Origin of the sequence: Aeromonas salmonicida (assembly GCF_028355655.1) — a bacterium.
Classification (GTDB): Bacteria; Pseudomonadota; Gammaproteobacteria; order Enterobacterales; family Aeromonadaceae; genus Aeromonas; species Aeromonas salmonicida.
On the sequence record NZ_CP110645.1, the window covers coordinates 2,157,444 to 2,181,891 of the forward strand.

General features: G+C 58.5%; 20 protein-coding genes. 14 read left to right on the forward strand and 6 right to left on the reverse strand.

The annotated features are described in order from the left end of the window. Nucleotides 1–29: 29 nt before the first annotated feature. Nucleotides 30–677: a thiopurine S-methyltransferase gene (locus ONZ54_RS10330; RefSeq protein ID WP_005315341.1), complete on the forward strand. Its 648-nt coding sequence runs from the start codon at nucleotides 30–32 to the stop codon at nucleotides 675–677. Between the two features lie 303 nt (nucleotides 678–980). On the opposite strand, the gene ONZ54_RS10335 is transcribed toward ONZ54_RS10330, so the two are convergent. Then, a complete protein-coding gene (locus ONZ54_RS10335; RefSeq protein WP_087755594.1) occupies nucleotides 981–3,755 on the reverse strand; it encodes an insulinase family protein in 2,775 nt (924 codons plus the stop codon). A 162-nt stretch (nucleotides 3,756–3,917) separates the two neighbouring features. Between ONZ54_RS10335 and sixA the strand changes: the two genes are divergently transcribed. The 3 genes from sixA to ONZ54_RS10350 all read left to right on the forward strand — a co-directional run bounded on the left by sixA (nucleotide 3,918) and on the right by ONZ54_RS10350 (nucleotide 5,846). Then, on the forward strand, nucleotides 3,918–4,385 hold the full coding sequence (sixA, locus tag ONZ54_RS10340; RefSeq protein ID WP_271788089.1) for a phosphohistidine phosphatase SixA: 468 nt from the start codon (nucleotides 3,918–3,920) through the stop codon (nucleotides 4,383–4,385). Nucleotides 4,386–4,518: 133 nt separating this feature from the next. Then, entirely contained in the window at nucleotides 4,519–4,725 is a 207-nt protein-coding gene (locus ONZ54_RS10345) for a DUF1107 domain-containing protein (protein ID WP_021140380.1), read from the forward strand. A gap of 200 nt (nucleotides 4,726–4,925) precedes the next feature. Then, nucleotides 4,926–5,846, forward strand: coding sequence for a DMT family transporter (locus ONZ54_RS10350; RefSeq protein ID WP_271788090.1), 921 nt, complete (start codon nucleotides 4,926–4,928; stop codon nucleotides 5,844–5,846). A 47-nt stretch (nucleotides 5,847–5,893) separates the two neighbouring features. Here ONZ54_RS10350 and ONZ54_RS10355 read toward each other — a convergent pair whose 3' ends face one another. After that, nucleotides 5,894–7,510 (reverse strand): peptide ABC transporter substrate-binding protein, encoded by a 1,617-nt coding sequence (locus tag ONZ54_RS10355; protein WP_271788091.1) that lies wholly within the window; start codon nucleotides 7,508–7,510, stop codon nucleotides 5,894–5,896. Between ONZ54_RS10355 and ONZ54_RS10360 the strand changes: the two genes are divergently transcribed. Together ONZ54_RS10360 and fbp are read left to right on the forward strand one after the other, a co-directional pair. Continuing rightward, on the forward strand, nucleotides 7,494–7,883 hold the full coding sequence (locus ONZ54_RS10360; protein WP_271788092.1) for a hypothetical protein: 390 nt from the start codon (nucleotides 7,494–7,496) through the stop codon (nucleotides 7,881–7,883). The two genes, ONZ54_RS10355 and ONZ54_RS10360, sit on opposite strands and share 17 nt — an antisense overlap. Before the next feature lie 10 nt (nucleotides 7,884–7,893). Further along, entirely contained in the window at nucleotides 7,894–8,928 is a 1,035-nt protein-coding gene (gene fbp / locus ONZ54_RS10365; protein WP_005315352.1) for a class 1 fructose-bisphosphatase, read from the forward strand. An 88-nt stretch (nucleotides 8,929–9,016) separates the two neighbouring features. Here fbp and mfd read toward each other — a convergent pair whose 3' ends face one another. Both mfd and ONZ54_RS10375 read right to left on the reverse strand, forming a co-directional pair. Further along, nucleotides 9,017–12,481, reverse strand: coding sequence for a transcription-repair coupling factor (gene mfd / locus ONZ54_RS10370; protein WP_271788093.1), 3,465 nt, complete (start codon nucleotides 12,479–12,481; stop codon nucleotides 9,017–9,019). Between the two features lie 9 nt (nucleotides 12,482–12,490). Beyond that, entirely contained in the window at nucleotides 12,491–13,066 is a 576-nt protein-coding gene (locus ONZ54_RS10375; protein ID WP_005315356.1) for a PilZ domain-containing protein, read from the reverse strand. Nucleotides 13,067–13,142: 76 nt separating this feature from the next. Here ONZ54_RS10375 and ONZ54_RS10380 point away from each other — a divergent pair, with 76 nt between their 5' ends. The 3 genes from ONZ54_RS10380 to lolE are packed head-to-tail and all read left to right on the forward strand — an operon-like array spanning nucleotide 13,143 to nucleotide 16,373. Then, a complete protein-coding gene (locus tag ONZ54_RS10380) occupies nucleotides 13,143–14,378 on the forward strand; it encodes a lipoprotein-releasing ABC transporter permease subunit (RefSeq protein WP_271788094.1) in 1,236 nt (411 codons plus the stop codon). A gap of 55 nt (nucleotides 14,379–14,433) precedes the next feature. Further along, nucleotides 14,434–15,132: a lipoprotein-releasing ABC transporter ATP-binding protein LolD gene (lolD, locus tag ONZ54_RS10385; protein WP_017411862.1), complete on the forward strand. Its 699-nt coding sequence runs from the start codon at nucleotides 14,434–14,436 to the stop codon at nucleotides 15,130–15,132. After that, complete coding sequence (lolE, locus tag ONZ54_RS10390; RefSeq protein ID WP_059113284.1) at nucleotides 15,132–16,373, forward strand: lipoprotein-releasing ABC transporter permease subunit LolE; 1,242 nt, start codon at nucleotides 15,132–15,134, stop codon at nucleotides 16,371–16,373. Before lolD ends, lolE begins: the two co-directional genes overlap by 1 nt. 87 nt (nucleotides 16,374–16,460) lie before the next feature. Here the strand turns inward: lolE and yfbR are convergent, their stop codons facing one another. Together yfbR and ONZ54_RS10400 are read right to left on the reverse strand one after the other, a co-directional pair. After that, nucleotides 16,461–17,051, reverse strand: coding sequence for a 5'-deoxynucleotidase (gene yfbR / locus ONZ54_RS10395; RefSeq protein ID WP_005315363.1), 591 nt, complete (start codon nucleotides 17,049–17,051; stop codon nucleotides 16,461–16,463). A 95-nt stretch (nucleotides 17,052–17,146) separates the two neighbouring features. Next, a complete protein-coding gene (locus ONZ54_RS10400; protein WP_011898663.1) occupies nucleotides 17,147–17,581 on the reverse strand; it encodes a YccF domain-containing protein in 435 nt (144 codons plus the stop codon). A gap of 428 nt (nucleotides 17,582–18,009) precedes the next feature. Here ONZ54_RS10400 and tig point away from each other — a divergent pair, with 428 nt between their 5' ends. The 5 genes from tig to hupB all read left to right on the forward strand — a co-directional run bounded on the left by tig (nucleotide 18,010) and on the right by hupB (nucleotide 24,442). Continuing rightward, nucleotides 18,010–19,320 carry a trigger factor gene (tig, locus tag ONZ54_RS10405; protein WP_005315366.1) on the forward strand — a complete coding sequence of 437 codons (1,311 nt, stop codon included), beginning with the start codon at nucleotides 18,010–18,012 and terminating at the stop codon, nucleotides 19,318–19,320. An 86-nt stretch (nucleotides 19,321–19,406) separates the two neighbouring features. After that, on the forward strand, nucleotides 19,407–20,030 hold the full coding sequence (clpP, locus tag ONZ54_RS10410; RefSeq protein WP_005315368.1) for an ATP-dependent Clp endopeptidase proteolytic subunit ClpP: 624 nt from the start codon (nucleotides 19,407–19,409) through the stop codon (nucleotides 20,028–20,030). A gap of 128 nt (nucleotides 20,031–20,158) precedes the next feature. Continuing rightward, the gene (gene clpX / locus ONZ54_RS10415) at nucleotides 20,159–21,433 is read left to right on the forward strand and encodes an ATP-dependent protease ATP-binding subunit ClpX (protein WP_017411865.1); all 1,275 of its coding nucleotides are present in this window, start codon (nucleotides 20,159–20,161) and stop codon (nucleotides 21,431–21,433) included. Nucleotides 21,434–21,574: 141 nt separating this feature from the next. Next, a complete protein-coding gene (lon, locus tag ONZ54_RS10420) occupies nucleotides 21,575–23,929 on the forward strand; it encodes an endopeptidase La (protein ID WP_021140372.1) in 2,355 nt (784 codons plus the stop codon). A gap of 240 nt (nucleotides 23,930–24,169) precedes the next feature. After that, the gene (hupB, locus tag ONZ54_RS10425; RefSeq protein ID WP_005315375.1) at nucleotides 24,170–24,442 is read left to right on the forward strand and encodes a nucleoid-associated protein HU-beta; all 273 of its coding nucleotides are present in this window, start codon (nucleotides 24,170–24,172) and stop codon (nucleotides 24,440–24,442) included. The last annotated feature ends 6 nt before the right edge of the window (nucleotides 24,443–24,448 follow it).

Genomic DNA, 24,448 nt, shown 5'->3' on the forward strand with positions numbered 1-24,448 from the left:
AGGCATCTTTAGGTAACAGGGGTATTAGGATGGAAGCTGCGTTTTGGCATCAGCGTTGGGAAGAGAACCGGATTGGCTTTCATCAGGCAGACTTCAATCGCTGGCTGCAATCCTGGTGGTCTGCCCAGCAACAGGATGAACCCGTGCTGGTGCCCCTGTGCGGCAAGTCCCGCGACATGCTCTGGCTCAATGGCCTGGGGCACCCCATCGATGGTTTCGAGCTTTCTGCGCTCGCCATCGAGCAGTTTTTCAGTGAAAACCAGCTCACCGATACCCTCAGCGAGCTGGGCCCTTATCAGTGCCATCAGCACGGTTCCTTGCGCATCCATCAGGGGGATTTCTTTGCCGCCCCCGAGCTGGGGCGTCGCTACCGGCTGGCCTATGACAGGGCCGCCCTTATCGCCTTGCCGACGGAGATGCGCCGCCAGTATGCGGAGCTGATGAGCCGCCTGATGGAAACCGGTGGCCAGATCCTGCTGGTGACGTTGGAGTATCAGCCGGAGCAGCAGAAACAGCCGCCCTTCTCGGTGGGGGAGATGGAAGTGCGCACCCTGTTTGAGCGCGATTTTCGGGTGGAAGTGCTGGGCCGTGCCGCAGAAGTGGATCACCCCAGAGTGCTCTCCGGTCAGCTCTCCTATTTTGATGAAGTGGCCTATCGCCTGATCCGCCGGGGCTGAAAAGTGAAAGCGTGATCCAGGCCGACAAACCGGCAGGTCACCGGCTCTTTGCTACCTCCTTTGACATAGATCAACGTGACAAGGGAGGGGAGTGCCTAAGATGAGCCTGTTTCTCAATCACTGTTGATATTGGCAGGTGCGCTCTGGTTTGAACCATCCGGCCGACCATCAACGCAGTGTCTGATTTTCACGCTCATGTTCACTTTTGGCGGCTTTGGTCGCAATTGTTATGGTTTTTCCAGCCGACCCCAAGGGGTCGGCTTTTTATTGGGCGGGATTGGCTGATGGGCGGGAATGCCTGCTTCAGGCCTCGAAGGTGTTGGCGGCGAGCCTGAACGCCTTGGGGTCGTCGATAAACTGGCCCGTGATGCGTTCGTCATGCTCATGACCCTGACCATAACTGCAGAGGATCAGTCTGTCCGAGGTACGTGAGCGCAGCTGTATGATGAAGCGCACCAGATCGGCACGGCTCAGTTTGCCCACCTCCTCGCACACCCTTTCCCGCTGATCAAACCCCAGATCCTTGTTGCCTATGCTGACCCAGAGCCGCTGGCCGCGACTGCGCAGGTTGGCATCCCGTTCGCTGAGCTGGGCCTGCAGGCCCACCTTGCTGTCTTGCCACTGTTGCTCGGTCAGCTCCAGCATGGCCAGCGGGAAGAGGTCGATGAACTCCTCCACTGCATCCAGCAAGTGCTGGGGCCCTGCCACTGGCGACTGGATATAGAAGATGAGGCCGGGGTGACGGTTGAGGGGCAGGTTGCCGGCACCGACCACGTACCCCAGCTGCTGGCGCGTGCGCAGCTCGTGGAAGAAGGTGGACGACATTATGTGGTTTGCCAGGGTGAAGCAGGCGAGATCCCGCGCCCGGGTGGTGCGGGACTGGTAGTAGACCAGCAGCGCCGAGTCTTCGTGCTCACAGCCCTGCTCACGAATGAGGGTGCCCCTGTTTTGAATGGAGATGAGCGGGCGGCGGGTCTCGGCACTGGGCTGGCTGTGGGTGCCAAGGTGGCGCTCCAGCAGGGCGGCCAGTTCGAGCGCCTCGGCGGCATTCCAGTCACCGTGAACCAGCGCCTCTATGTGTACCTCCCCGAACAGCTGGGCGACAAACGCCGGCATCTCGCCAAGTTCCACGGTGCGCAGATGGCGCAGCAACTGCTCGAACGGCGGGTTGTTTGGTTGCAGCAAACTGGTGAGCTGGTTGAACAGCTGGGAGATGGGCCGCGCCTTGGACTGGTTGTCCCAGTTGCGGATGAGCTGCTCTTTTATCTCGGCGAAGCGGCCCGGATCCGGATAGCCCAGGGTGCGGTTGCCGAGGATCATGTCGAGCAGCAGTGGCTGCTTGTCGGCAAAGCCGCTCAGGTTGATGGTAAAGCCGCCCTGATGGGCATAGATCTGGTAGCCCAGCCCCGCCAGCTCCGCCGGGTAGGTGAGGGCGTTGAGGTGATCCGTGAGCAGCTCCACCGCAAGCCTGGCCATGGCGATGTGGCGCGGGCTTTTGACCGCGTGCTCGCTGTCGATCGAGATATAGAGGTTGCCCTTGGGCACGCTGAACTGATGCTCGTGCAGATGCCAGAGCCGAAACCCAGGCCTGTCGATGATGCAGGCGGGCATGTCGGCTTGCAGTGCTGGCTGGCGCGGATCGAGCCGGTTGCTGATAAAGGGGTTCGGCAAGGGCAGGGTGAGGGCCGGATCCGGTTCGCTCTGCTGCCAGTGGATCTTTTCCGCCTCCGTGATGATGTCGACGCCATAGGGGGTCTGATACCAGCGGGCCAGGCGATCCGTGGCCAGCTCTGGCGCCGTGATGGTCATGCGCAGGTTGTGTGGCGTGAGCTTGGCGAGCAGGCGGCGGATCAGCGCCTCATCGTATTCGCGCATCATGTAATCGCCGTAGAGCAGATCCTCGGGCGTGTAACTGAACAGGTTCAACACCAGACCGGAAACGGTGTCGAGGGCCCGGCCCCGTTCCTGAAAGCGGAACGCCGACTCGAGCACGGTACGCTTCTCTTCGTAGCGCCAGCTTTCTACCCCGCCACGCTCGATGAGTTTCAGATAGCCGAACAGGGCGGCCACTATCTCGTTGACGTGTTCGAGCCCGAGCGGCGTGAGGCCAAAGCTCACTCCGAAATCCTTGAAGTTGGCACCGCTGATGCCGCCTCCGGCGGAGAGCTGGTTGACCCAGCCTTTTGCTTTCAGCAAGGAGAGCAGGCTGCCATCCCCTTCATAGCCGATGAGGTGGCTCAGGAAGGTGAGGGGTTTTTTGTCATAAAACTCATCCACATTGGGCAGCGGAAAGGTCAGCGCCAGCTTGCGGGTCTCCTTGACCGGATTGATGCGGATGCGGATGCCGAGATCGTCGATGCGATAGAGAGGAACCGTCAGGGCCGGTATTCCCAAATTGCGATTCAAAATGGGAGCGAAAAAGCGATCGCACCACGCAATCTGGGTCTCGATGGATTCTGGCGAGATCATCACCAGCGCCATGCGATCCGCGCTGTAGTGAGATTCGTAGAACCGGATGAGATCGGCGCGCAGATCCCGGCCGGGCAGATCCGCCAGGGTATCCAGGTTGCCGACCGAGAACTTGGAGAAAGGGTGGGCCGGGTTGACCGTCTCTTTATGTACCTGGTAGCTGCGACGCACATCGTCCTGCAGCTTGAGGCGGTATTCGGAGTCGACCGCGTTGCGCTCTTTATCCACCCATTCGGGAGTGAAAGTGGGGCAGATGAAGAACTGGGAAAAACGGTCGAGACCGGCCTCGAAGAAGCCGGTGTCTATCTCGAAAAAGAAGTTGGTGAACTCGGTGCCGGTCCAGGCATTGTTGCTGCCGCCATGACGGCTCATAAATTGCTGGTACTCACCAGGCTTGGGATAAGTGCGGGTACCAAGGAACAGCATATGCTCAAGGAAATGAGCCATCCCCTGCCGATCGGCCGGATCGTCGAAATGGCCGGTGTTGACGGCCAGAGAGGCGGCAGACTTGTCGGTGTCGGGATCGCAGATCAACAAGACCCTGAGCCGGTTTGCCAGCTCCAGATAGTGGTATTGCCGATGGTCATTAGGGCTGGCATATGGGCTCATTGGCGCGTGACTCGTGTTGGATTTATTTGAATTTAAACATGATTATCGACCCCGCTATCCAGTGAGGCAAACCCTTTTCTGAGAGGTAGCGCAATTGTTTCCCCCGGCATGGCGGGGTAAGATCCCCCCGCTATCAAAACAGGCCCGTTGGGCGAGGTTGTAATGAAAATCTACATCATGCGTCATGGCCAGGCTGGCATGAATGCGAAAACAGATGAACAGCGTCCACTGACCGAGCAGGGAATTGAAGAGTCCATTCACATGGCCAGTTGGCTGGCACCCCAACTGGACGGGGTGCTGGATTTGGTTGTCCACAGCAATTATCTGCGCGCCAGACAAACCTGGCAGAGCATATGCAGTGCATTGCCCAAGGCCACCAGGGTCGAAGAGAGCAAGGAAATCACTCCCTATGGGGATCCTGCTTTTGTCGCAAGCTATCTCACTGCGTTGGCGGCAACACATGACCATATTTTGATGGTCAGCCACCTGCCACTGGTGGGTTATCTGGTGCAGAGCCTCTGCCCGGCGGCAGGTGCCCCCATGTTTGCCACGTCAGGCATGGCCTGTATCGAATGGCAAGATGGCAAGGGGGTATTGCTCTGGCTAGAAGGACCACATACAATACGTTAAAAGTTAATAAAAAGTTATAGATTGGTTTTTTGGGGAAGAGAGTTGCGATTTTTCCGGATTTTTATAAAGAATTTACGGAATTATTTCGCAGAAGCTGCTGTCATACGGATACAACTGCAAGAGGTTGCAAACGATGAGAGTGTTCAAGAAGTACCTGCCACTGATGGTGGCAAAACATGTCAAAACCTTCTTCAAGGGGCGGATTTATATCCACGGCAGGGGGCGTTTTGATTTCCAGTCAGGCTTGCTGATGATGCCAACACCAGCTGACATACCCCACCGCCAGACCGTGGTCGAGGTCAATGAGATGATCTCCAGACTGCACATGGATGCGGCATAAGTTCTGTGCCATCCCATCCAGCCGCTTCATGCCCGCCACTGTGCGGGCATGATTGTTTTCAGCCCTGACATGGTCGAATTGGCTCAGTTCGATCTCGGTTCAACGTCACCCGCATTCGCAAGGCCTGGCTGTGCTTGCGAATCTTGTTTGCCCCCTTATACTCCCGCCTGAAATACCGGATCGTTTCTGTGGACAGCGCTATGCCTCTTGCCTTTTTGTTTCCCTTCTCCTGCATGGCCATCTGGTCTGGCAATGCCATTGTCAGCAAGCTGGCGGTTGGATTGCTTTCACCCGCGGCACTGGCCTGGTCGCGCTGGATGGTGGCCGCCATCATCTTGACGCCTTTCCTTGCACACAGGGCCTGGCGGGATCGCGCCAAACTGCGGACCGGCTTCTATCAGCTGGCGGCGCTGGCCCTGCTCGGCATGGTGCTGAACCAGACCCTGGGGTACTACGCGGCGCAAACCTTGGGAGCCACGGAGATAGGTCTGATGATGGGGCTGACACCGCTGATGACGGTACTGCTCAGTATCTGGCTGCTGCGTGAGCGCCCCACCTGGGGGGCTCTGCTCGGTGGGCTTATCTCCATTCTGGGGCTGACCATCTTGCTGGGACAGGGGGATCCGTCCCGTCTGTTTACTCAGGGCATTCATATCGGCTCTGTCTACATGCTGCTCTCGGCGGGCACCTATGCCCTCTATAGCGTCTTGCTCAAAAAGTGGGATCTGGGGCTGGACAACTGGTCCATGCTCTACGGCCAGGTGCTGTGCAGCCTGCTGTTTCTCACCCCGTTTTACCTGCTGGTGGATGGGCAGTGGCCAGATGGCCGCGCGCTCTGGCTCATCCTGTATGCGGGGATCCCCACTTCGGCGCTGTCGCCTTGGCTCTGGATGCAGGGCATAGCCCTGCTGGGGGCAAGCCGCACCGCTATCTTCATGAATCTGCTGCCCGTGATGACGGCGGCACTGGCCATCAGCTGGCTGGGGGAAACGCTGACCAGCTATCACCTGATCGGTGGTGGCATGACCCTGCTTGGGGTCTTGCTGGCGCAACTGCTGGTGCAGCCTGTGGTGCTGCGTCGTCGGGCCAGGGTGGCACTGGCGAGCTGTCGGGAAGATTGAAAAAAGACCGCCTTCGAGGCGGTCTTTCTGTTTAGGAGGTCAGGGCGTTACTGCGCGGTGAGATAGAGGTCTTTCGAATAAACTACGTCTTGCGGGTTCTGATAGGGATAGCCCTTGATATTGGGCTTGAGCAGCCGTGACTTGACATAGAAGTAGACGGGGGCGATGGGGGCCTCTTGGTCGATCAGCGCCTCGGCCTCTTGATAGAGGCGGTTGCGCTCGGCCGGATCCTTGGAGTCATGAGCCTTCGCCAGCAGGGCATCATACTGCTTGTTGAACCACTTGCCGCTGTTGGCGCTGCTGCTGGAGGTCATGATGTCGAGGAAGGTCGAGGCATCGTTGTAATCCCCGTTCCACGAGTAGCGACTGACGGTAAAATCCCCCTCATTGAGCGCGGACACCATGGTCTTCCACTCCATGTTGTTGAGCTTGGCGGTAACCCCCAGGTTGCGCTTCCACATGGAGGAGATGGCCAGGGCTATCTTCTTGTGGCTCTCGTTGGTGTTGTAGAGGATGTCCACATCCAGCGGCTTGCCCGGGCCGTATCCGGCCTCTCTCAGCAATGCTTTCGCCTGTTTGATCCTCTCCTCCTTGCTCAGCAACTGGCTGGCAGGGCGCTTGAGCTCGAAGCCGTCGACGCTCGGCGGGGTCAGGCTGAAGGCGGAGAGCTGACCTTGTCCCAGGATCTTCTCGGTGATGGTGTCTCTGTCGATAGCAAGCGAGAGCGCCTTGCGCACCTTGGGGTTGTCGAACGGTTTGCGCTGGGTGTTGAACACATAGTAATAGGTGGCGAGCATGGGGGCGTTGACAAGCTCCTCCGGGCTTTGGGTCTTGAGCTGCTTGTACTGCTCCAGCGGATAGGGCGTGTAGTGCAGTTCCCCTGCGCGATAGCGGTTGTAGGCGGCGGTGTCGGAGACTATCTCCAGATAGAGCACCTTGTTGAGCACTGTGTTTTGGTTATCCCAGTAGAGGGGATTGCGCTCTGCGATGAGGCGTTCGTTGGGGGTCCACTCCTTGAGCATAAAAGCGCCGTTGGAGACGATGTTGCCCGGCTTGACCCACTCATGACCGAACTTCTCTATGGTCGCCTTGGGCGCGGGGAAGGTGGTGTAGTGGGAGAGCGTCTTCAGAAAGAAGGGGACCGGGTTGTTCAGGGTGATCTGCAGGGTGTGCGTATCGAGGGCCTTGATGCCGAGGGCATCCGGGCTTTTTTTACCCTGCACCACGTCGCTGGCGTTGGTGACGCCGGTCAACTCGATGAACCAGGCATAGTTGGAGGCGTTTCTGGGATCCGCCGCCCGCTGCCAGCCATAGACATAATCCGCCGCCGTTACCGGCTCGCCGTTGGACCATTTGGCCTCGGGTCTCAGCTTGAAGGTGTAGACGGTGCCCGTGGTGTCGAGTTCATAGCCAAGCGCCCCGGCGGCTTGCAGCTTGCCGTCGCCATCCAGGGTGTAAAGACCCTCGAACAGGTCGTTGACGATATCGCTGCCAGAGCTCTCTTCGACCATCTGGGGATCGATGGAGGCGGGCTCTGAACCTATGTTGCGCACGAAGATTTGTTGATCGCCGGGTAGCAGCTGGGTGCCGGCCGGAACGTTAGCCGCCAGAGTCGGTAACGCGAACAGGGCGGCAACCGCGCCGGCAATGAGTGTCCTTTTCATTGAATATCCTTATGTTTTTTTGCTTCCAAAGCCTGGTCAGTGTGCTGGATTGATCTGGAGATCTCAAGAGGTGGGCACCGGCCTTGCCATCAGCTACCCAGATAGGGGGCCAAGTGGGCCGTTGCACCCATCATGGCTGCCTGTTCGTGATTTTTTGCTGCGAATTAACATGATGAAAGTCACCAATTGGCACTGGTTTTATGCCCTTTTGATGGGGTGGCGAGGCGTAAATCGCACGTTTATCCAGCGGCTTAATTCGCTGCAAAAACAAAAAACAGGCGTTACATTAGGTTACAAAACAAGGCTGCCGAGGATCGGCACTTTTTTTGTCGATGCGTGCAAACGTTTTCAAAGCCAACGGAAACGCTCTTAAAGGAACAATAATGCGAAACATGATCACCATGGGCGAGTTCATCGTCAAAAAGCAGGCGGATTATCCCACCGCGACCGGCGAGCTGACCTCACTGCTCAGTTCCATCCGTCTGGCCGCCAAGGTGGTGAACCGGGAGATCAACAAAGCGGGGCTGGCAGATATCATCGGCTCCATGGGTGCTGAAAACGTGCAGGGCGAGGTGCAGCAGAAGCTGGATGTGTACGCCAATGAGCGCTTTAAAGCCGCGCTGGAAGCCCGTGGTGAAGTGTGCGGTATTGCATCCGAAGAAGAAGAGGACTTCGTCTCCTTTGATTCCGAGCTCTCCCGTCACTCCAAATACGTGGTGCTGATCGATCCCCTCGACGGCTCTTCCAACATTGATGTCAACGTCTCGGTCGGGACCATCTTCTCCATTTACCGCCGTCTCAGCGCCCCGGGGACGGGCGTCACCCTGGAAGACTTCCTGCAACCGGGCAACCGTCAGGTCGCTGCCGGTTACGTGGTCTACGGCTCTTCCACCATGTTGGTCTACACCACCGGCTTTGGCGTCAACGGCTTCACCTACGATCCTTCCATTGGTTGCTTCTGCCTCTCCCACGAGAACATCCGCATCCCGGAGGAGGGCAAGATCTACTCCATCAACGAGGGCAACTACATCAAGTTCCCGGACGGGGTGAAGAAGTACCTCAAATATTGCCAGGAGCGGGACGAGGCGACTCACAGACCCTATACCTCCCGCTATATCGGCTCCCTGGTCTCCGATTTCCATCGCAACCTGCTTAAAGGCGGCATCTATATCTATCCGTCCGGCACCAACTCCCCGAACGGCAAGCTGCGCCTACTCTATGAGTGCAACCCCATGGCATTTCTGGTGGAGCAGGCCGGTGGCAAGGCGTCCGACGGCTTTGGCCGCATCATGGACATCCAGCCCACTGCCTTGCACCAGCGCACCCCTTACTTCGTCGGTTCCACCAAGATGGTGGAGCGGGCCGAGGCCTTCATGCGGGAGTTCTCCGCCCACGAAGATCCTGCCAATCAGGGTTGATGTACAGATCCAGTGTCTGCGATGAGCGCATAAAAAAACGGGAGCCGATATGGCTCCCGTTTTGTTTGGGCGAGATGCGTTGCTCGCATCAGTGGCTGGCGTGGTTGGCGAGATCCGCCAGCAGGCCGTCCACCAGTTTCAGGCGCATGGCGCGGTCCGGGGTCGGTACCTGGAAGCGCAATCGGGTGGGTCCATCCATCTTGTAGATGCGTGGCTGCTCGGAGAGCAGCTTGACCAGATAGCCAGGGTTGACGCGGGTCTCCTGAGTGAAGTCCAGATAACCGCCGCGCTCGCTCATCTCCACCCGGCGAATGCCAAGGGCGGTGGCGCGCTGGCGGAAGGCAGCAATCTCCATGAGCGTCTTGGTCGCCTCCGGCAGCAGGCCGAAGCGGTCGATAAGCTCCACCTTCAATTCGCGCAGCTCCTGCTCGTCGGCCGCGCTGGCGATGCGCTTGTACATGGACAGACGCATGTTGACGTCCGGTATGTACTCCTCCGGCAACAGGGCGGGCAGGCGCAGCTCGACCTCTGTGTGCTGGCTCATCAGCTGCTCCAGCGATGGCTCCTTGCCATTTTTCAGCGCCTCGACCGCCTGCTCCAGCATCTCCATGTAGAGAGTGAAACCGACCGATTCGATCTGGCCGCTCTGATCGTCGCCCAAGAGCTCGCCTGCACCCCGGATCTCCAGATCGTGGGTCGCCAGCGCAAAACCGGCGCCGAGATCTTCGAGCGATGCGATGGCCTCGAGCCGCTTGAGTGCATCCTTGCTCATCAACTTGGGATGAGGGGTGAGCAGGTAGGCATATGCCTGGTGGTGGGAGCGGCCAACCCGGCCCCGCAGCTGGTGCAACTGGGCCAGCCCCAGATGATCGGCTCGGTCCATGATGATGGTGTTGGCGCTGGGTACGTCTATGCCGGTCTCTATGATGGTGGTGCAGACCAGCAGGTTGAAGCGCTGGTGGTAGAAGTCCGACATGACTCGCTCAAGATCGCGTTCGCGCATCTGGCCGTGGGCGATGCCGATACGGGCCTCCGGCACCAGCTCGGCGAGATCGCTGGCGCATTTCTCGATGCTCTCCACGTCGTTGTGCAGGTAGTAGACCTGACCACCGCGCTTGAGCTCACGCAGTACCGCCTCGCGGGTGACCGCAGGATCCTGCTGGCGCACAAAGGTTTTGATGGCGAGCCGCTTGGCGGGCGGGGTGGCGATGATGGAGAGATCCCGCATGCCGGCCATCGCCATGTTGAGGGTGCGCGGGATAGGCGTCGCCGTGAGGGTAAGGATATCGACGTCGGCCCGCAGCGCCTTGATCTTCTCCTTCTGACGTACCCCGAATCTGTGCTCCTCATCGACGATGAGCAGCCCCAAATCCTTGAAGGTCAGATCTGAGCCCAAGAGCTTGTGGGTACCTATGATGATGTCGACCTTGCCATCGGCCAGTTCCTTCATCACGCTGGTCTGCTCCCTGGCGGTACGAAAGCGGCTCAGCACCTCGACCCGCACCGGCCAGTTGGCGAAGCGATCGCGGAAGTTGTCGTAGTGCTGCTGGGCCAGCAAAGTGGTGGGCACCAGCACGGCGACCTGCTTGCCGCCGTGAACGGCCACGAAGGCGGCTCGCATCGCCACTTCGGTCTTGCCAAAGCCCACGTCGCCGCACACCAGCCGGTCCATGCTCTTGGCCTGACACATGTCCCCCAGTACCGCATTGATGGCGTTGAGCTGATCCTCTGTCTCCTCGAACGGGAAACCGGCGGCGAACTGGCGGTAGGCCTCCCTGTCGTGCTGGAAGGCAAAACCGTGGCGCGCCGCCCGCAGGGCATAGACATCCAGCAGCTCGGCTGCCACGTCGCGCACCTTCTCTGCCGCCTTGCGCCGCGCCTTGACCCAGGCCTCGCCGCCGAGTTTGTGGCTGGGCGGGTTGTCAGAGCCTGTGTAGCGGCTGATGAGGTGCAGGTTGGTGACCGGCACGAACAGCTTGTCGCCACCGGCATACTCGAGGGTCAGGAACTCGGTGGGCAGGCCACCGGCATCGATGGTTTCGAGCCCCAGATAACGGCCGACGCCGTGATCCAGATGAACCACCGGCTGGCCCTGGGTCAACTCGCCGAGGTTTCGGATCACCGCATCCGAGCTTAAGTTCTTGCTCTTTTCCCGGGCTCGCTTGCTGCGGACTTTACCGCCCAGCAGCTCTGTCTCCGTGATAAGGGCGAGCTCATCATGCCCGGCCTCTTGTAGCAGAAAACCCCGCTCCAGCGGTGCAACCAGCAGACCGTGGCGCGCCTTGCCCGCCATGAAGGCATCCAGCGAGGGGAACTCTTTGGGTTGCAAGGATATGCGCGCCAGCAGATCGCCGAGCACTTCCCGCCGTCCTTCGGATTCCACCACGAACAGGGTGCGACCCGTGAAGCTGTCCAGAAACTGGTTCAGCGCCAGCATGGGCTGCTCTTTGCTGTGATCCAGTTGCAGCTCCGGCAGCGCGGCTATGGGGAGATCATGCTGGCCGGCGCCGCCGTCGGTGGCGGCTTCCTGCAGCCGCACTGCGCCATAGTGACCGAGGGCGGCGAACAATTGCTCCACCGGCAGGTAGATCTGCTGGGGTGGTAACAAGGGGCGGGTGTTGTCCCAGCGTCTGTCCTCATAGCGCTGGCTTATGTCGTTCCAGAAACGCTGGGCCGCGGGATAGATATCCCCCACTGTGAGCAGCAGGGTGTTGTCCGGCAGGTAGTCGAACAGGCTGGCGGTCTGATGGAAGAAGAGCGGCAGGTAGTATTCGATGCCGGCGGGCCAGCGCCCCTTGCTCACTTCCTGATAGACGGAGCCTTCCGCGCGCGACAGTTCGAACTGTTCGCGAAATTGCCCACGGAACAGCTCGATGGCGGCCTCGTCGGTGGGGAATTCCCGGGCGGGCAACAGGCTGACCGTCTTGACCGGTTCGCTGGAACGTTGGGTCTCGGGATCGAACGGACGGATGGAGTCCACCTCGTCATCGAAAAAGTCGATGCGATAGGGGCTGTTGCTGCCCATGGGAAAGAGATCGAGCAGTGAGCCGCGGGCGGCAAACTCGCCGTGCTCCAGCACCTGATCCACCGCCACATAGCCTGCCTCGGCCAGACGTCCTCGCAACTGTTGCAGGTTGAGGCGCTGACCGGCCTTCACCATCAGGCTGTACTTGTCGAGGTAGACCTGAGGAGCGCAGCGCAGCATCAAAGTCGAGATGGGCACGATCAGCACGCCGGCGCTCATCTGCGGCAGTTTGTAGAGGGTCTCCAGTCGCTGGGAGATGATGTCCTGATGGGGGGAAAAGGTGTCGTAGGGCAGGGTTTCCCAATCCGGGAACATCAGCACAGGGCAACCTTGATCGGCCAGCAGGAACTGCAATTCCTGCTCGAGGCGCAGGGCACTCGGGGTATCGGCGGTCACCAGCAGGACCGGACGGTTCGCTTGGGTGGTAAGGCGGGCGGCAACCAGTGAAAGGCTGCTGCCGGTCAACTGGCCGAGCGTTAACTTTTGGCCCGCCTTGGCGGGCAAGGCGGGAAGCTTCATTGGCATCATTCGATTCTTTTAACGTTGACGGTCTTGAGCACGCAATTTGAGTTGCTTGGATTGGACATGCAGGCTGGCACGGACCAGCAGTTCGCGGTCATCCTCACGGATCCGGGCATAATCGAGCCCCACCTGGGTGCCATGTTCGCTCGGATCCAGCTGCTTGACCTCGGCATAGCAGTAGATGGCGGAGGCCTCTTCCCGCAGGAAGATCTTGAGTCGCACTATCTGGTGCAGGGGCGGTGGCTCGCCATGGCCCTGGTGCGGATGCAGGTAGGTAAGCTGGCCTGCGCCAAAGCGCAGGGTGTGGAAGCGATGCTCGGGGTGATCCTGCACCGACAGCACATAACCCATGATCATGTCGATCTTGCGCGACTGCTGGTTGACGATTTCCACCAGATCGTGCATCGATTCATTCTGGTTTCGCATCAGGCGACTGGTCACCATGTCGATGGAGGTAATGGAGGAGGCGATGCGAAAGGGCTCGGGCAGTTCGGCCTCCAGTGCCTCCAGCGTCGGCAGATGAAAGTCACCGGGCATGGGGATCACATTGACCGGGGTGGCATGGGTGACGCTGAAGAACTGTTCCTGCATGGAGGCTATCCCTTGTTGTCATAGACGGTTTCCCTTTATTATCCGGTATCTTATTTTGTTGGCAACGTAGAACTCCTTGAAGACTGGACTTTTTCAGCCGCTGTCGCTGGCCATTGGCCTTCGCTACGCAGGCTCACGACGCAGTAATCGCTTCGTTTCATTCATCTCCCTGTTCTCCACCTTTGGTATCGCCATCGGGGTCGCGGCCCTGATGGTGGTCATATCCGTGATGAACGGCTTCGAAGGGCAGCTCAAGGGCCGGATCCTGGGCGTGATCCCCCATGTGGTGGTGACCAACCAGACTGGCCGCATCGATGCCCATCCCGACGGTTTGCCCGACCTTGCCAAGCTGCCCCATGTGATTGCCAGCGCCCCCATGCTCGATAGCGAAGGGATGTTGCAGAGCCCGGGTCAGCTCATCGGTGTCAGCGTACAGGGGATAGACCCGGCCCAGTGGCCAAAGGATGACATACTGCACGCCCAGATGCAGATGGGTCGCCTCGACAGCCTGCAGCAGGGTGAATACCACATAGTGCTGGGGCAGGGGGTGGCAAGCCGTCTCAAGGTCTCCATGGGGGATCAGGTTCGTCTGCTTCTGACCGAGGGCACCCGTTTCACGCCCTTTGGTCGGGTCCCTGCCCAGCGCCTGTTTACCGTTTCCGGCATCTTCGGGGTCGGCGCTGACGTGGATAGCCAGGTTGCTCTGGTTGCGTTGGGGGATGCCCAGCGACTGCTGCGTCTGCCGACAGAAACCGTCGGCGGCATTCGGCTCTGGCTGGACGATCCCTTCGCCGCCGATCAGGTGATAAAGACGGCATTGCCGGACGGGCTGGAATGGCAGGACTGGCGCCGAGAGCGCGGTGAGCTGTTCCAGGCGGTCGCCATGGAGAAGCGCATGATGGGGCTGATGCTGGTGCTGATCATCGCGGTCGCCACCTTCAACATCCTCTCCGCCCTGGTGATGGTGGTCACCGACAAGGAGGGAGAGGTTGCCATACTGCGCACCATGGGCATGAACGAGTCGGGTATCGTCAAGATATTCATGGTGCTCGGCGCTTCCAGCGGTGTGATTGGTGCCCTGCTTGGCGGCCTGACCGGGCTCGCACTCTCGCTCGGACTCAACCCCGTGCTCGATGCGGTGGGGCTCAACCTCTATATGACGGCGGGCGGCAGCGGTCTGCCCGTGATAGTGGAGCCAACCCAGGTCATTACCATCTTGCTGGGCGCGGTGCTGCTCAGCTTCAGTGCCACCCTCTACCCTGCGGCCCGTGCGGCCCGGGTGAAACCGGCCGAGGCGCTGCGTTATGAATAACTCATCTTCTGTTGTTACCTCCGGTGAGATTACCGGCGTAAGTGGAGCTCCCTTTATGAATGAACCCTTGTCCAGTGAACCTCTGCTGCGTTGTCAGGCCCTGAATCATGTTTATCAAGAGGGTGAGCTGGAGACCCAGGTCCTCAAGGGGATTGATCTGAGTGTCGCCCCCGGCGAGATGCTGGCGGTGGTGGGCAGCTCGGGATCGGGCAAGACCACCTTGCTGCATCTGATGGGGGCGCTCGACAACCCGTCAAGCGGCGCCGTGCTGTTCAAGGGGCAGGATATCCACCACTGGGATAGCCGTACCCAGGCGAGGTTCCGCAACCAGGAGCTGGGATTTGTCTATCAGTTCCACCACCTGCTCGCCGAGTTTACCGCGCTGGAAAACACCGCCATGCCGCTGCTCATCGCCGGTGAGTCGGTGGCCGTCGCCACCGACAAGGCGACTCGCATGCTGGGTCGGGTGGGGCTTTCCCATCGCCTCAACCACAGGCCATCCGAGCTGTCCGGTGGCGAACGCCAGCGGGTGGCCATTGCCCGCGCCCTGGTCAACGAGCCCAGCCTGGTACTGGCGGACGAGCCCACCGGCAACCTGGATCACGCCAGCGCCACTGCTGTTTACGAGCTGCTCTGTGAGCTCAATCGTGAGCTGGGCACTGCCTTTGTGGTAGTCACCCATGACCTGAGTCTGGCCGCCAAGCTCCATCGGCGGGTCACCCTGGTGAGCGGCATCATGGCGGAGGTCGCCTGATGTTCAAACCGCTGCCCCTCTTTCTGGGCCTGCGTTACAGCCGCTCCCGTCGTCGCAACGGCTTCATCGCGTTTATTTCCGCCTCGTCCCTCATCGGCATCGCCCTCGGAGTGATGGCCCTCATTCTGGGTCTCTCTGCCATGAACGGGTTCGAGCGGGAGCTCAAAGACAGGGTGCTCTCAGTGGTGCCTCACGGTGAGCTGATGGGGATGGAGGCGCCGCTGCCTGACTGGCCCAAGTTGCGGGATTACCTGCTGGCCCAGCCAGGAGTGGAAGCTGCCGCGCCTGTGATCACCCTCAATGGGTTGCTTGAGCATGGCAATGCCCTCAAGGGCTTGCAGGTGCGTGCCGTGTTGCCGGAGCTCGAAGCGAATCTGTCGGATGCGGGCAAATACATGACAGGCCGTGGTCTGCGTGAACTGCAGGTGGGCGAACATGGGCTGATTCTCGGCAAGACCATCGCCGACAAGCTGGGGGTCAAGATAGGTGACTCGGTCGCTCTCTTGCTGCCGCAAGGGGGGGATGCCGCTGGCATCAAGAACCCGAAGCGGGAATCCCTCAAGGTAGTGGGCCTGCTTGAGATCGGCGGTCAGCTCGATGGCATGCTCGGCTTCATGCACCTGGCCGATGCCCAGACCATGACCGGCATGGGCAATACGGTGGAAGGATTCAGCCTCAAGGTCAGTGATGTGCTCAAGGCGCAATCCATCACTGTCGCGGCTGCCCAGAAATTTCCGCATTACGTCTACATCAGCAGCTGGATGAGCCGGCAGGGCTACCTCTATCAGGACATACAGATGGTGCGTACCGTCATGTATGTGGTGATGCTGATGGTGGTGGCAGTGGCCTGCTTCAACATCGTCTCCACCCTGGTGATGGCGGTGAACGAGAAGCGCAGCGAGATTGCCATCTTGAAGACCATGGGAGCGAGCCCCGGCCAGATCCGGCTTACCTTCGTCATTCAGGGCATGGTTAACGGGGTGCTCGGTGCTTTGCTCGGGGCCCTGCTCGGTGGCCTGCTCTCCAGCAAGCTGACCCAGATCCTGGGCTTTATCGAAGGGGTGATAGGCCATCGCTTCCTCAACCCTGACATCTACTTCATCGACTTCCTGCCGACCGAATTGCACATGCAGGATCTGGCCATCGTGACTGGCGCAGCCATACTGATGAGCCTGTTGGCGACCCTCTATCCTGCCTGGCGGGCGAGCGGACTGGTGCCATCGCGGGAGTTGGGGCACTGATGCGCGGTATCTGATCTGCCGATCAATAACGAAGGGCCCGCCGGTGCAAACCGGCGGGCCCTTCTGTTTTCAGGTGGTTTGGCTGGCTTAGTGGGCGTTCAGCTCATCGAGCGGCAGGGAGAAGCTGGCCACGAAGACATCGATGAAGTAATGCATCTGCGGACTCATGCGCGCTTCCAGCATGGCTTCGAGGCGTTTCCTGGCTGGTTCGAATTCCCGGTTGCCGGCGTTTATCTCCTCCAGACACTTGGTGTAGGCGCAGAGGGTATCGGCGTCTTTCACCAGACGAACCAGCCCGGCGTCCTGGGCTCCCGAGTCCAGCAGAGGGCGAAAATCCTCCACCAGTTCGGCGGGTAGCATCCCCAGCAGGCGCTGCTCGGCGGCTAGCTCTATCTTCTTGTACTCCCTCGCAATTTCGGGATTGAAATACTTGACCGGTGTGGGCAGATCGCCGGTCAGCACCTCGCTGCTGTCGTGGTAGAGCGCCATCACGGCGGCGCGATCCGCATCGACCTGACCACCAAAAAGACGATTCTGGATAAGCCCCAGGGCGTGGGCCACCATGGCCACCTGCAGACTGTGCTCGGCGATGTTTTCAGGTTGTATGTTGCGCATCAGCGGCCAGCGGTAAATGAGTTTCATGCGGGCGAGATTGGCAAAAAAATGGCTGGGAAGCATGGAGGGCCTCGGGCAGTGGCAATGAAAAAGGGCAGACCCTAGTCTGCCCTTTTTTTGCTGCGCAGGCAGCTTGCCCGTGCAATTTTGCGTGGTGCTCAGCGAATGTAGCGACCGGATTCGGCTTCGTGGTTGGTCACCACCATCTGCCCTATGGGGGCCAGGGCAATTAGCGCCAGCTTGAGGTGCTGGATGCCAAACGGAATGCCTATGATGGTCACAAAGCAGGCCAGCGCCGAGGCGATGTGGCCGATGGCCAGCCAGATCCCGATCACCAGGAACCAGAGAATGTTGCCAATCAGCCCCAGAGTACCGGTGCCGATGTCGCTTTGCCCAGTCATGCTCTTGCGGCTCACCGCCTGCTTGCCAAACGGGAAGAAGGTAAAGGTGCCGATGACGAAGCAGGCGCGACCCCAGGGGATCCCGATCAGCGAGACAAAGCAGAGCAGCCCGGCCAGCCACCAGGCCAGCCCCATGAAGACGCCCCCCAGTACAAACCAGAGCAGGTTAAACAAGAAGCGGAAAAAGGCCATGTTGGTCACTCCAGACTCATAAATTTGGCTGTCACCATAGCGAGCAGCGGCCATGGACGCAATGGTTGATGTGACAGGGTGGACAATTTGGGTCGCAACCCCTGAACAGGCTGCCTTTTTGGCAGGAAATGAGGTGAAAAAGTAGGCCTTTGCGCGAAAAAAGGTGAGCAAGTGCAAATTCTTGCGTGTTGTGCGCTTGAAGTCTGCTCGGGAGTTCCCCATATAAGGGTCAGTTTTGCGCGAATTGTGCTATCGCCACCCCCGTTGGGGGATGTGTGGCTCGACTCGACCAAAGTGCGCCGCTATAATGTCGCGTCATATTTTCTCATCACAAAGACAGTCGTTGTCTTTATAAACAGGAAGACTCCGGGCTTTGCCCAGGGGCAATAAGGGTCAGCACACAGTGCTGAGTTGAACGAGGTAAAAGAATGCAAGTTTCTGTAGAGACAACCCAGGGTCTGGAACGCCGTCTTACCATCACTGTACCGGCTGCTACCGTTGACGCTGCCGTGCGTAAAGAATTGAACGGCCTGGCCAAAACCCGTCGTATCGACGGTTTCCGTCCTGGCAAGGCCCCGGTTGCCATCATCAAGAAGATGTTCGGCGCCATGGCTCACGCTCGTGTTGCTGATGAAATGATGCAGAACAACTTCATCAAGGCCATCATCGAAAACAAACTGAGCCCGGCCGGTGCCCCGACCATGGATCCGAAAGAGATCCAGGAAGGTCAGGATTTCGAATTCACTGCGACCTTTGAAGTTTACCCCGAGTTTGAAGTGGCTGGCCTGGAGACCATCAAGGTCGAGAAGCCGGTTGCGACCGTCAAGGATGAAGATCTGGCCAACATGATCGACACCCTGCGCAAGCAGCACGCCACCTGGGCTGATGTCGATGCCGCCGCTGCCGATGGCATGCGTGTGACCATGGACTTCATCGGTTCCATCGACGGTGAAGAGTTCGACGGCGGCAAAGCCGAAGGCTTCAACCTGGTACTGGGTGCCGGTCGCATGATCCCTGGCTTCGAAGACGCCATCATGGGCAAGAAAGCGGGCGACGAGTTCACTATCGAAGTGACTTTCCCGGCTGACTACCACGCTGAAAACCTGAAAGGCAAAGCGGCCAAGTTCGCTTCCAAGCTGATCAAGGTTGAAGAGCAGATCCTGCCTGAGCTGACTGAAGAGTTCGTCAAGCGTTTCGGTATCGAGAGCGGCAACGTTGAAGAGCTGAAAGCCGAAGTGCGCAAGAACATGGAGCGCGAACTGGCTCAAGCCCTGAAAAACAGCGTGAAAGAGCAGGTTCTGAACGGTCTGGTTGAAGCCAACCAGATCGATCTGCCGAAGGCTGCCGTTGCTCAGGAGATCGATACCCTGCGTCAACAGGCTCTGCAGCGTTTTGGTGGTTTCCAGGGCGGCAACGCACCTGAGCTGCCGGCTGAGCTGTTCCAGGCTCAGGCCGAGCGTCGCGTCCGTGTAGGTCTGCTGCTGGGCGACGTGATCCGTACCAACGAGATCAAGGCTGACGATGCCCGCGTGACCAGCATCATCGAGTCCATGGCCACTGCCTACGAAGATCCGAAGGAAGTGATCGAGTACTACCAGAAGAATGAGCAAATGCTGAATGGCGTGCGCAATCTGGCGGTTGAAGATCAAGCCATCGACCTGATCCTGTCCAAAGCGCAAGTGACCGAGAAAGAAGTTGCCTTTGACGAAGTGATCAACAAGTCCGGTGCCGCTGCCTAAGAACATTTGACTTAAGGTCAAGACTGTTAAGTATAATGGCTCGTGTGATCTCCACTCGGGCCATTTTATTTTAGGGACAATGCCTTATGTACAAGAACTATAACGATGTGACTGAATCCCCACGCAATGCGCTCATCCCCATGGTGGTAGAGCAGACTGCAAAAGGGGAGCGTTCTTACGACATTTATTCTCGTCTGTTGAAGGAGCGGGTGATCTTCCTGACTGGTCAGGTTGAAGATCATATGGCAAATCTGGTTGTAGCCCAGCTGCTGTTTCTGGAGTCCGAAAATCCGGATCAGGACATCAGCATCTACATCAACTCTCCGGGTGGTGCCGTCACGGCCGGCATGTCCATTTATGACACAATGCAGTTCATCAAGCCGGATGTGAGTACCGTCTGTATGGGGCAGGCTTGCTCCATGGGTGCCTTCCTGCTGGCCGGTGGTGCCAAGGGCAAGCGTTTCTGCCTGCCCAGTGCCCGCGTGATGATCCATCAGCCGTTGGGCGGTTTCCAGGGACAGGCATCTGACATCCAGATCCATGCCCAGGAGATCCTGAAAATCAAGAATACCCTGAACGAGCGTCTGGCCTTCCATACCGGTCAGGAGATGGCCACCATAGAGCGTGATACCGACCGTGACAACTTCATGTCGGCCGATCAAGCCGTGGCTTATGGCCTGGTTGACGGTATCCTGAGCCAGCGCGGCTGAGCTCCGGTATCGTCCTGGACATGGCCTGAGTGACTGTGTCCTGAACTAGCGTGCTTGAGCAGGGTGTCGCGGACTGTTGTAAACTCAACGGGACGACCCATCCTCTATTGATAAAACGAGGTTGCTGAATGACAGAAAAACGCAAGGGTGAGGGTGATAAGCTGCTCTACTGCTCTTTTTGCGGCAAAAGCCAGCATGAAGTGCGCAAGCTGATCGCTGGCCCTTCCGTCTACATATGTGATGAGTGTGTTGAGCTGTGCAACGACATCATCCGCGAAGAGATCCGCGAGATCTCTCCCAAGCGCGATGGTAGCGAGCTGCCGACCCCTCATGAAATCCGTGCTCACCTGGATGACTATGTGATCGGGCAGGAATATGCCAAGAAGGTGTTGGCCGTGGCCGTCTACAACCACTACAAGCGTCTGCGTAACAGCAGCGAAGCCGGTGGTGTGGAGCTGGGCAAGTCCAACATTCTGTTGATTGGCCCGACCGGTAGCGGCAAGACGCTGCTGGCCGAAACACTTGCTCGTCTGCTGGATGTGCCGTTCACCATGGCCGACGCCACTACACTGACCGAAGCCGGTTATGTGGGTGAAGACGTGGAGAACATCATCCAGAAGCTGCTGCAAAAGTGTGACTACGACGTAGAGAAGGCCCAGCGTGGCATTGTCTACATCGACGAGATCGACAAGATCTCCCGCAAGTCCGACAACCCCTCCATTACCCGCGACGTGTCCGGGGAAGGGGTGCAGCAGGCCCTGCTCAAGCTGATCGAAGGCACTATTGCTTCCGTCCCGCCGCAAGGTGGTCGCAAGCACCCGCAGCAGGAGTTCTTGCAGGTCGATACCTCCAAGATCCTCTTCATCTGTGGCGGCGCCTTTGCCGGTCTGGACAAGGTGATCGAGCAACGCTCCGTCAAGGGCACCGGCATCGGTTTTGGCGCTGACGTCAAATCCAAGAATGCCAGAGCGACCTTGAGCGAGAACTTTGCCAAGGTGGAGCCGGAAGATCTGATCAAATATGGTCTCATCCCCGAGTTCATCGGCCGTTTGCCTGTGGTCGCGACCTTGACCGAGCTGGACGAGGCTGCCCTCATCCAGATCCTGAAAGAGCCGAAAAATGCGCTGACCAAGCAATATGCCGCCTTGTTCGATCTTGAAGGGGTGGAGCTGGAGTTCCGTGACGACGCCTTGAACGCCATTGCGCACAAGGCGATGGAGCGGAAAACCGGTGCCCGTGGTCTGAGATCCATAGTCGAAGCCGTGTTGCTCGATACCATGTATGACCTGCCATCCCTGGAGGGTGTCAGCAAGGTGGTGATCGACGAGACGGTGATCAAAGGGGACTCCGCGCCCTTGATGATCTACGAAAATCCCGAGACCCAGGCTGCTGTATCAGAGTAACAGTCTGATTTTTAATCAAATGAAAGGGGCTTTTTGCCCCTTTCATGCTTTTTACCGATTCGGCGATTGAATCTCATCTCTGCGCCCCCATATACTCAGCCAAGCGCTTTGCCAACGGTATAACAAGCCGAGAGGACATATATGAACCTAGAGCGTTCAGAACGCATCGAGATTCCCGTCCTGCCTCTTCGTGACGTGGTGGTTTACCCCCACATGGTCATTCCACTCTTTGTGGGGCGGGAAAAATCCATTCGCTGTCTGGAAGCGGCCATGGAGCAGGACAAAAAAGTTCTGCTGGTGGCTCAGAAGGACGCGTCAACCGATGAGCCGACGGTGGAGGAAATTTTCTCCGTCGGGACAGTTGCCAACATTCTACAGATGCTCAAGCTGCCGGATGGCACCGTCAAGGTGCTGGTGGAAGGGGGCCAGCGTGCCCGTCTTGAGCGGATAATCGATGACAAGGACTTCTTCGTCGGTGAGGCGCAGTACATCGCTTCCACCGCCATCGAGGAGAAGGACCAGGACGTGCTGGTGCGCTCCGCCATCGGTCAGTTTGAAGGCTATATCAAGCTCAATAAGAAGATCCCGCCCGAGGTATTGACCTCGATTTCGGCGATCGATGATGCTGCTCGCTTGGCCGATACCATGGCCGCGCACATGCCGCTCAAGCTCGAAGACAAGCAGAAGGTGCTGGAAATCGCCTCTGTGTCCGAGCGCATCGAGTTTCTGATGGCCATGATGGAGTCGGAGATTGACCTGCTGCAGGTCGAGAAACGCATCCGTACCCGGGTCAAGAAGCAGATGGAGAAGAGCCAGCGGGAGTACTATCTCAACGAGCAGATGAAGGCCATCCAGAAAGAGCTGGGTGAGCTGGAAGACAGCCCGGATGAATTTGAAGCCCTCAATCGCAAGATTGAAGAGGCAGGCATGCCGGAAGATGCCCGTGAAAAGGCCCATGCCGAGCTCGCCAAGCTGAAGATGATGTCTCCCATGTCTGCCGAAGCCACAGTCGTGCGCAGCTATGTGGACTGGATGGTGCAGGTGCCTTGGAAGGCGCGCTCCAAGGTCAAGAAAGACCTTGGCAAGGCGCAGGAGGTGCTGGATTCGGATCACTTTGGTCTGGAGAAGGTCAAGGAGCGCATCCTCGAGTATCTGGCGGTACAGGCGCGGGTGAACAAGCTTAAAGGTCCGATCCTCTGTCTGGTTGGTCCTCCCGGTGTGGGCAAGACCTCGTTGGGTCAGTCCATCGCCAAGGCGACCGGTCGCAAGTATGTGCGCATGGCCCTGGGTGGCGTGCGTGACGAAGCAGAAATCCGTGGTCACCGTCGTACCTATATCGGTTCCATGCCCGGCAAGCTCATCCAGAAGATGGCGAAGGTGGGGGTGAAAAACCCGCTGTTCCTGCTCGATGAAATCGACAAGATGAGCTCGGACATGCGTGGCGATCCCGCTTCTGCCTTGCTGGAAGTGCTGGATCCGGAGCAGAACAACAGCTTCAACGATCACTATCTGGAAGTGGATTATGACCTGTCGGACGTCATGTTCGTGGCCACCTCCAACTCCATGAACATCCCGGGTCCGCTGTTGGACCGGATGGAAGTGATCCGCCTCTCCGGTTATACCGAAGATGAGAAGCTCAATATTGCCAAGCAGCATCTGGTCTCCAAGCAGATCCAGCGCAACGGCCTGAAAGAGTCCGAGATCACCATCGAAGATTCTGCCCTGGTCGGTGTGATCCGCTACTACACCCGCGAGGCGGGGGTGCGGAATCTGGAGCGGGAGATCTCCAAGATTTGTCGCAAGGCGGTCAAGCGCATCCTGCTGGACAAGAGCATCAAGCATGTTCAGGTCAATCAGGCCAACCTCAAGGAGTTCCTCGGGGTGCAGCGTTTCGACTACGGCAAGGCCACCGACCAGAACCAGGTTGGTCAGGTCTGTGGTTTGGCGTGGACCGAAGTGGGCGGCGATCTGCTCACCATCGAAACCACCAACATGCCGGGCAAGGGCAAGCTCACCTACACCGGTTCACTCGGTGATGTGATGCAGGAGTCCATCCAGGCTGCCATGACGGTAGTACGGGCCCGTGCCGACAAGCTGCGCATCAATGCCGACTTCTACGAGAAGCGCGATATCCATGTGCACGTGCCGGAAGGGGCGACCCCGAAAGACGGTCCGAGTGCCGGTATCGCCATGTGTACCGCGCTAGTCTCCAGCTTGACCGGTAATCCGGTTCGTGCTGATGTGGCCATGACGGGGGAAATCACCTTGCGCGGCGAAGTGCTGCCTATCGGCGGTCTCAAAGAGAAGCTGCTGGCGGCTCATCGTGGTGGCATCAAGCGTGTGCTTATCCCGAAAGAAAACGAACGAGACCTCGAAGAGATCCCGGACAACGTCAAACAAGACCTTGAAATCTATCCGGTTCGCTGGATTGATGAAGTGCTGGAACTGGCGTTGCAGGACAATCCGCAAGGGTTTGAGCGCGTTTCTGTCGTGTAAATGTTGATGCGCCGCAAATTTGGCGCATTCGGGGGGTGGTTAAGGCTTGCATGCGCCGGGTAACGGAAGTAGCCTTGACCACCGATCGGGTACTCATGATGAGTCGCAATGCGTGATGTGGCGCGGGTTTGCGCTAGATTGTCACTTGCAACTGATCAGGAGGCTTGCTATAAAACCTCCACTTGTTGTGGCCAGGGAAATCAGCGCCGCAGCGATGTTCGATAAAAGGGGAATATAAGAGTGAATAAATCTCAACTGATTGACAAGATTGCAGACGGTGCTGATATCTCCAAAGCCGCTGCTGGCCGTGCGCTGGACGCTTTCATTGATGCCGTGGGTGAAGCCCTGAAAGAGGGTGACCAGGTTGCTCTGGTGGGTTTCGGTACTTTCGCCGTGCGCGAGCGTGCTGCCCGTTCTGGTCGTAACCCGCAAACTGGCGCGACCATCGAAATCGCAGCTGGTAAAGTTCCTGCTTTCAAAGCCGGCAAGGCCCTGAAAGACGCTGTCAACTAAGCCGGG

Bases quoted from the DNA above. Each gene is read 5' to 3' on its own strand.
- clpX (WP_017411865.1), top strand. From the start codon at position 20,159: ATGACAGAAAAACGCAAGGGTGAGGGTGATAAGCTGCTCTACTGCTCT.
- yfbR (WP_005315363.1), bottom strand. From the start codon at position 17,051: ATGCTTCCCAGCCATTTTTTTGCCAATCTCGCCCGCATGAAACTCATT.
- lolE (WP_059113284.1), top strand. From the start codon at position 15,132: ATGTTCAAACCGCTGCCCCTCTTTCTGGGCCTGCGTTACAGCCGCTCC.
- ONZ54_RS10400 (WP_011898663.1), bottom strand. From the start codon at position 17,581: ATGGCCTTTTTCCGCTTCTTGTTTAACCTGCTCTGGTTTGTACTGGGG.
- clpP (WP_005315368.1), top strand. From the start codon at position 19,407: ATGTACAAGAACTATAACGATGTGACTGAATCCCCACGCAATGCGCTC.
- ONZ54_RS10345 (WP_021140380.1), top strand. From the start codon at position 4,519: ATGAGAGTGTTCAAGAAGTACCTGCCACTGATGGTGGCAAAACATGTC.
- lon (WP_021140372.1), top strand. From the start codon at position 21,575: ATGAACCTAGAGCGTTCAGAACGCATCGAGATTCCCGTCCTGCCTCTT.
- ONZ54_RS10355 (WP_271788091.1), bottom strand. From the start codon at position 7,510: ATGAAAAGGACACTCATTGCCGGCGCGGTTGCCGCCCTGTTCGCGTTA.
- mfd (WP_271788093.1), bottom strand. From the start codon at position 12,481: ATGATGCCAATGAAGCTTCCCGCCTTGCCCGCCAAGGCGGGCCAAAAG.
- ONZ54_RS10335 (WP_087755594.1), bottom strand. From the start codon at position 3,755: ATGAGCCCATATGCCAGCCCTAATGACCATCGGCAATACCACTATCTG.
- ONZ54_RS10360 (WP_271788092.1), top strand. From the start codon at position 7,494: ATGAGTGTCCTTTTCATTGAATATCCTTATGTTTTTTTGCTTCCAAAG.
- ONZ54_RS10375 (WP_005315356.1), bottom strand. From the start codon at position 13,066: ATGCAGGAACAGTTCTTCAGCGTCACCCATGCCACCCCGGTCAATGTG.
- ONZ54_RS10330 (WP_005315341.1), top strand. From the start codon at position 30: ATGGAAGCTGCGTTTTGGCATCAGCGTTGGGAAGAGAACCGGATTGGC.
- ONZ54_RS10350 (WP_271788090.1), top strand. From the start codon at position 4,926: ATGCCTCTTGCCTTTTTGTTTCCCTTCTCCTGCATGGCCATCTGGTCT.
- fbp (WP_005315352.1), top strand. From the start codon at position 7,894: ATGCGAAACATGATCACCATGGGCGAGTTCATCGTCAAAAAGCAGGCG.
- lolD (WP_017411862.1), top strand. From the start codon at position 14,434: ATGAATGAACCCTTGTCCAGTGAACCTCTGCTGCGTTGTCAGGCCCTG.
- sixA (WP_271788089.1), top strand. From the start codon at position 3,918: ATGAAAATCTACATCATGCGTCATGGCCAGGCTGGCATGAATGCGAAA.
- tig (WP_005315366.1), top strand. From the start codon at position 18,010: ATGCAAGTTTCTGTAGAGACAACCCAGGGTCTGGAACGCCGTCTTACC.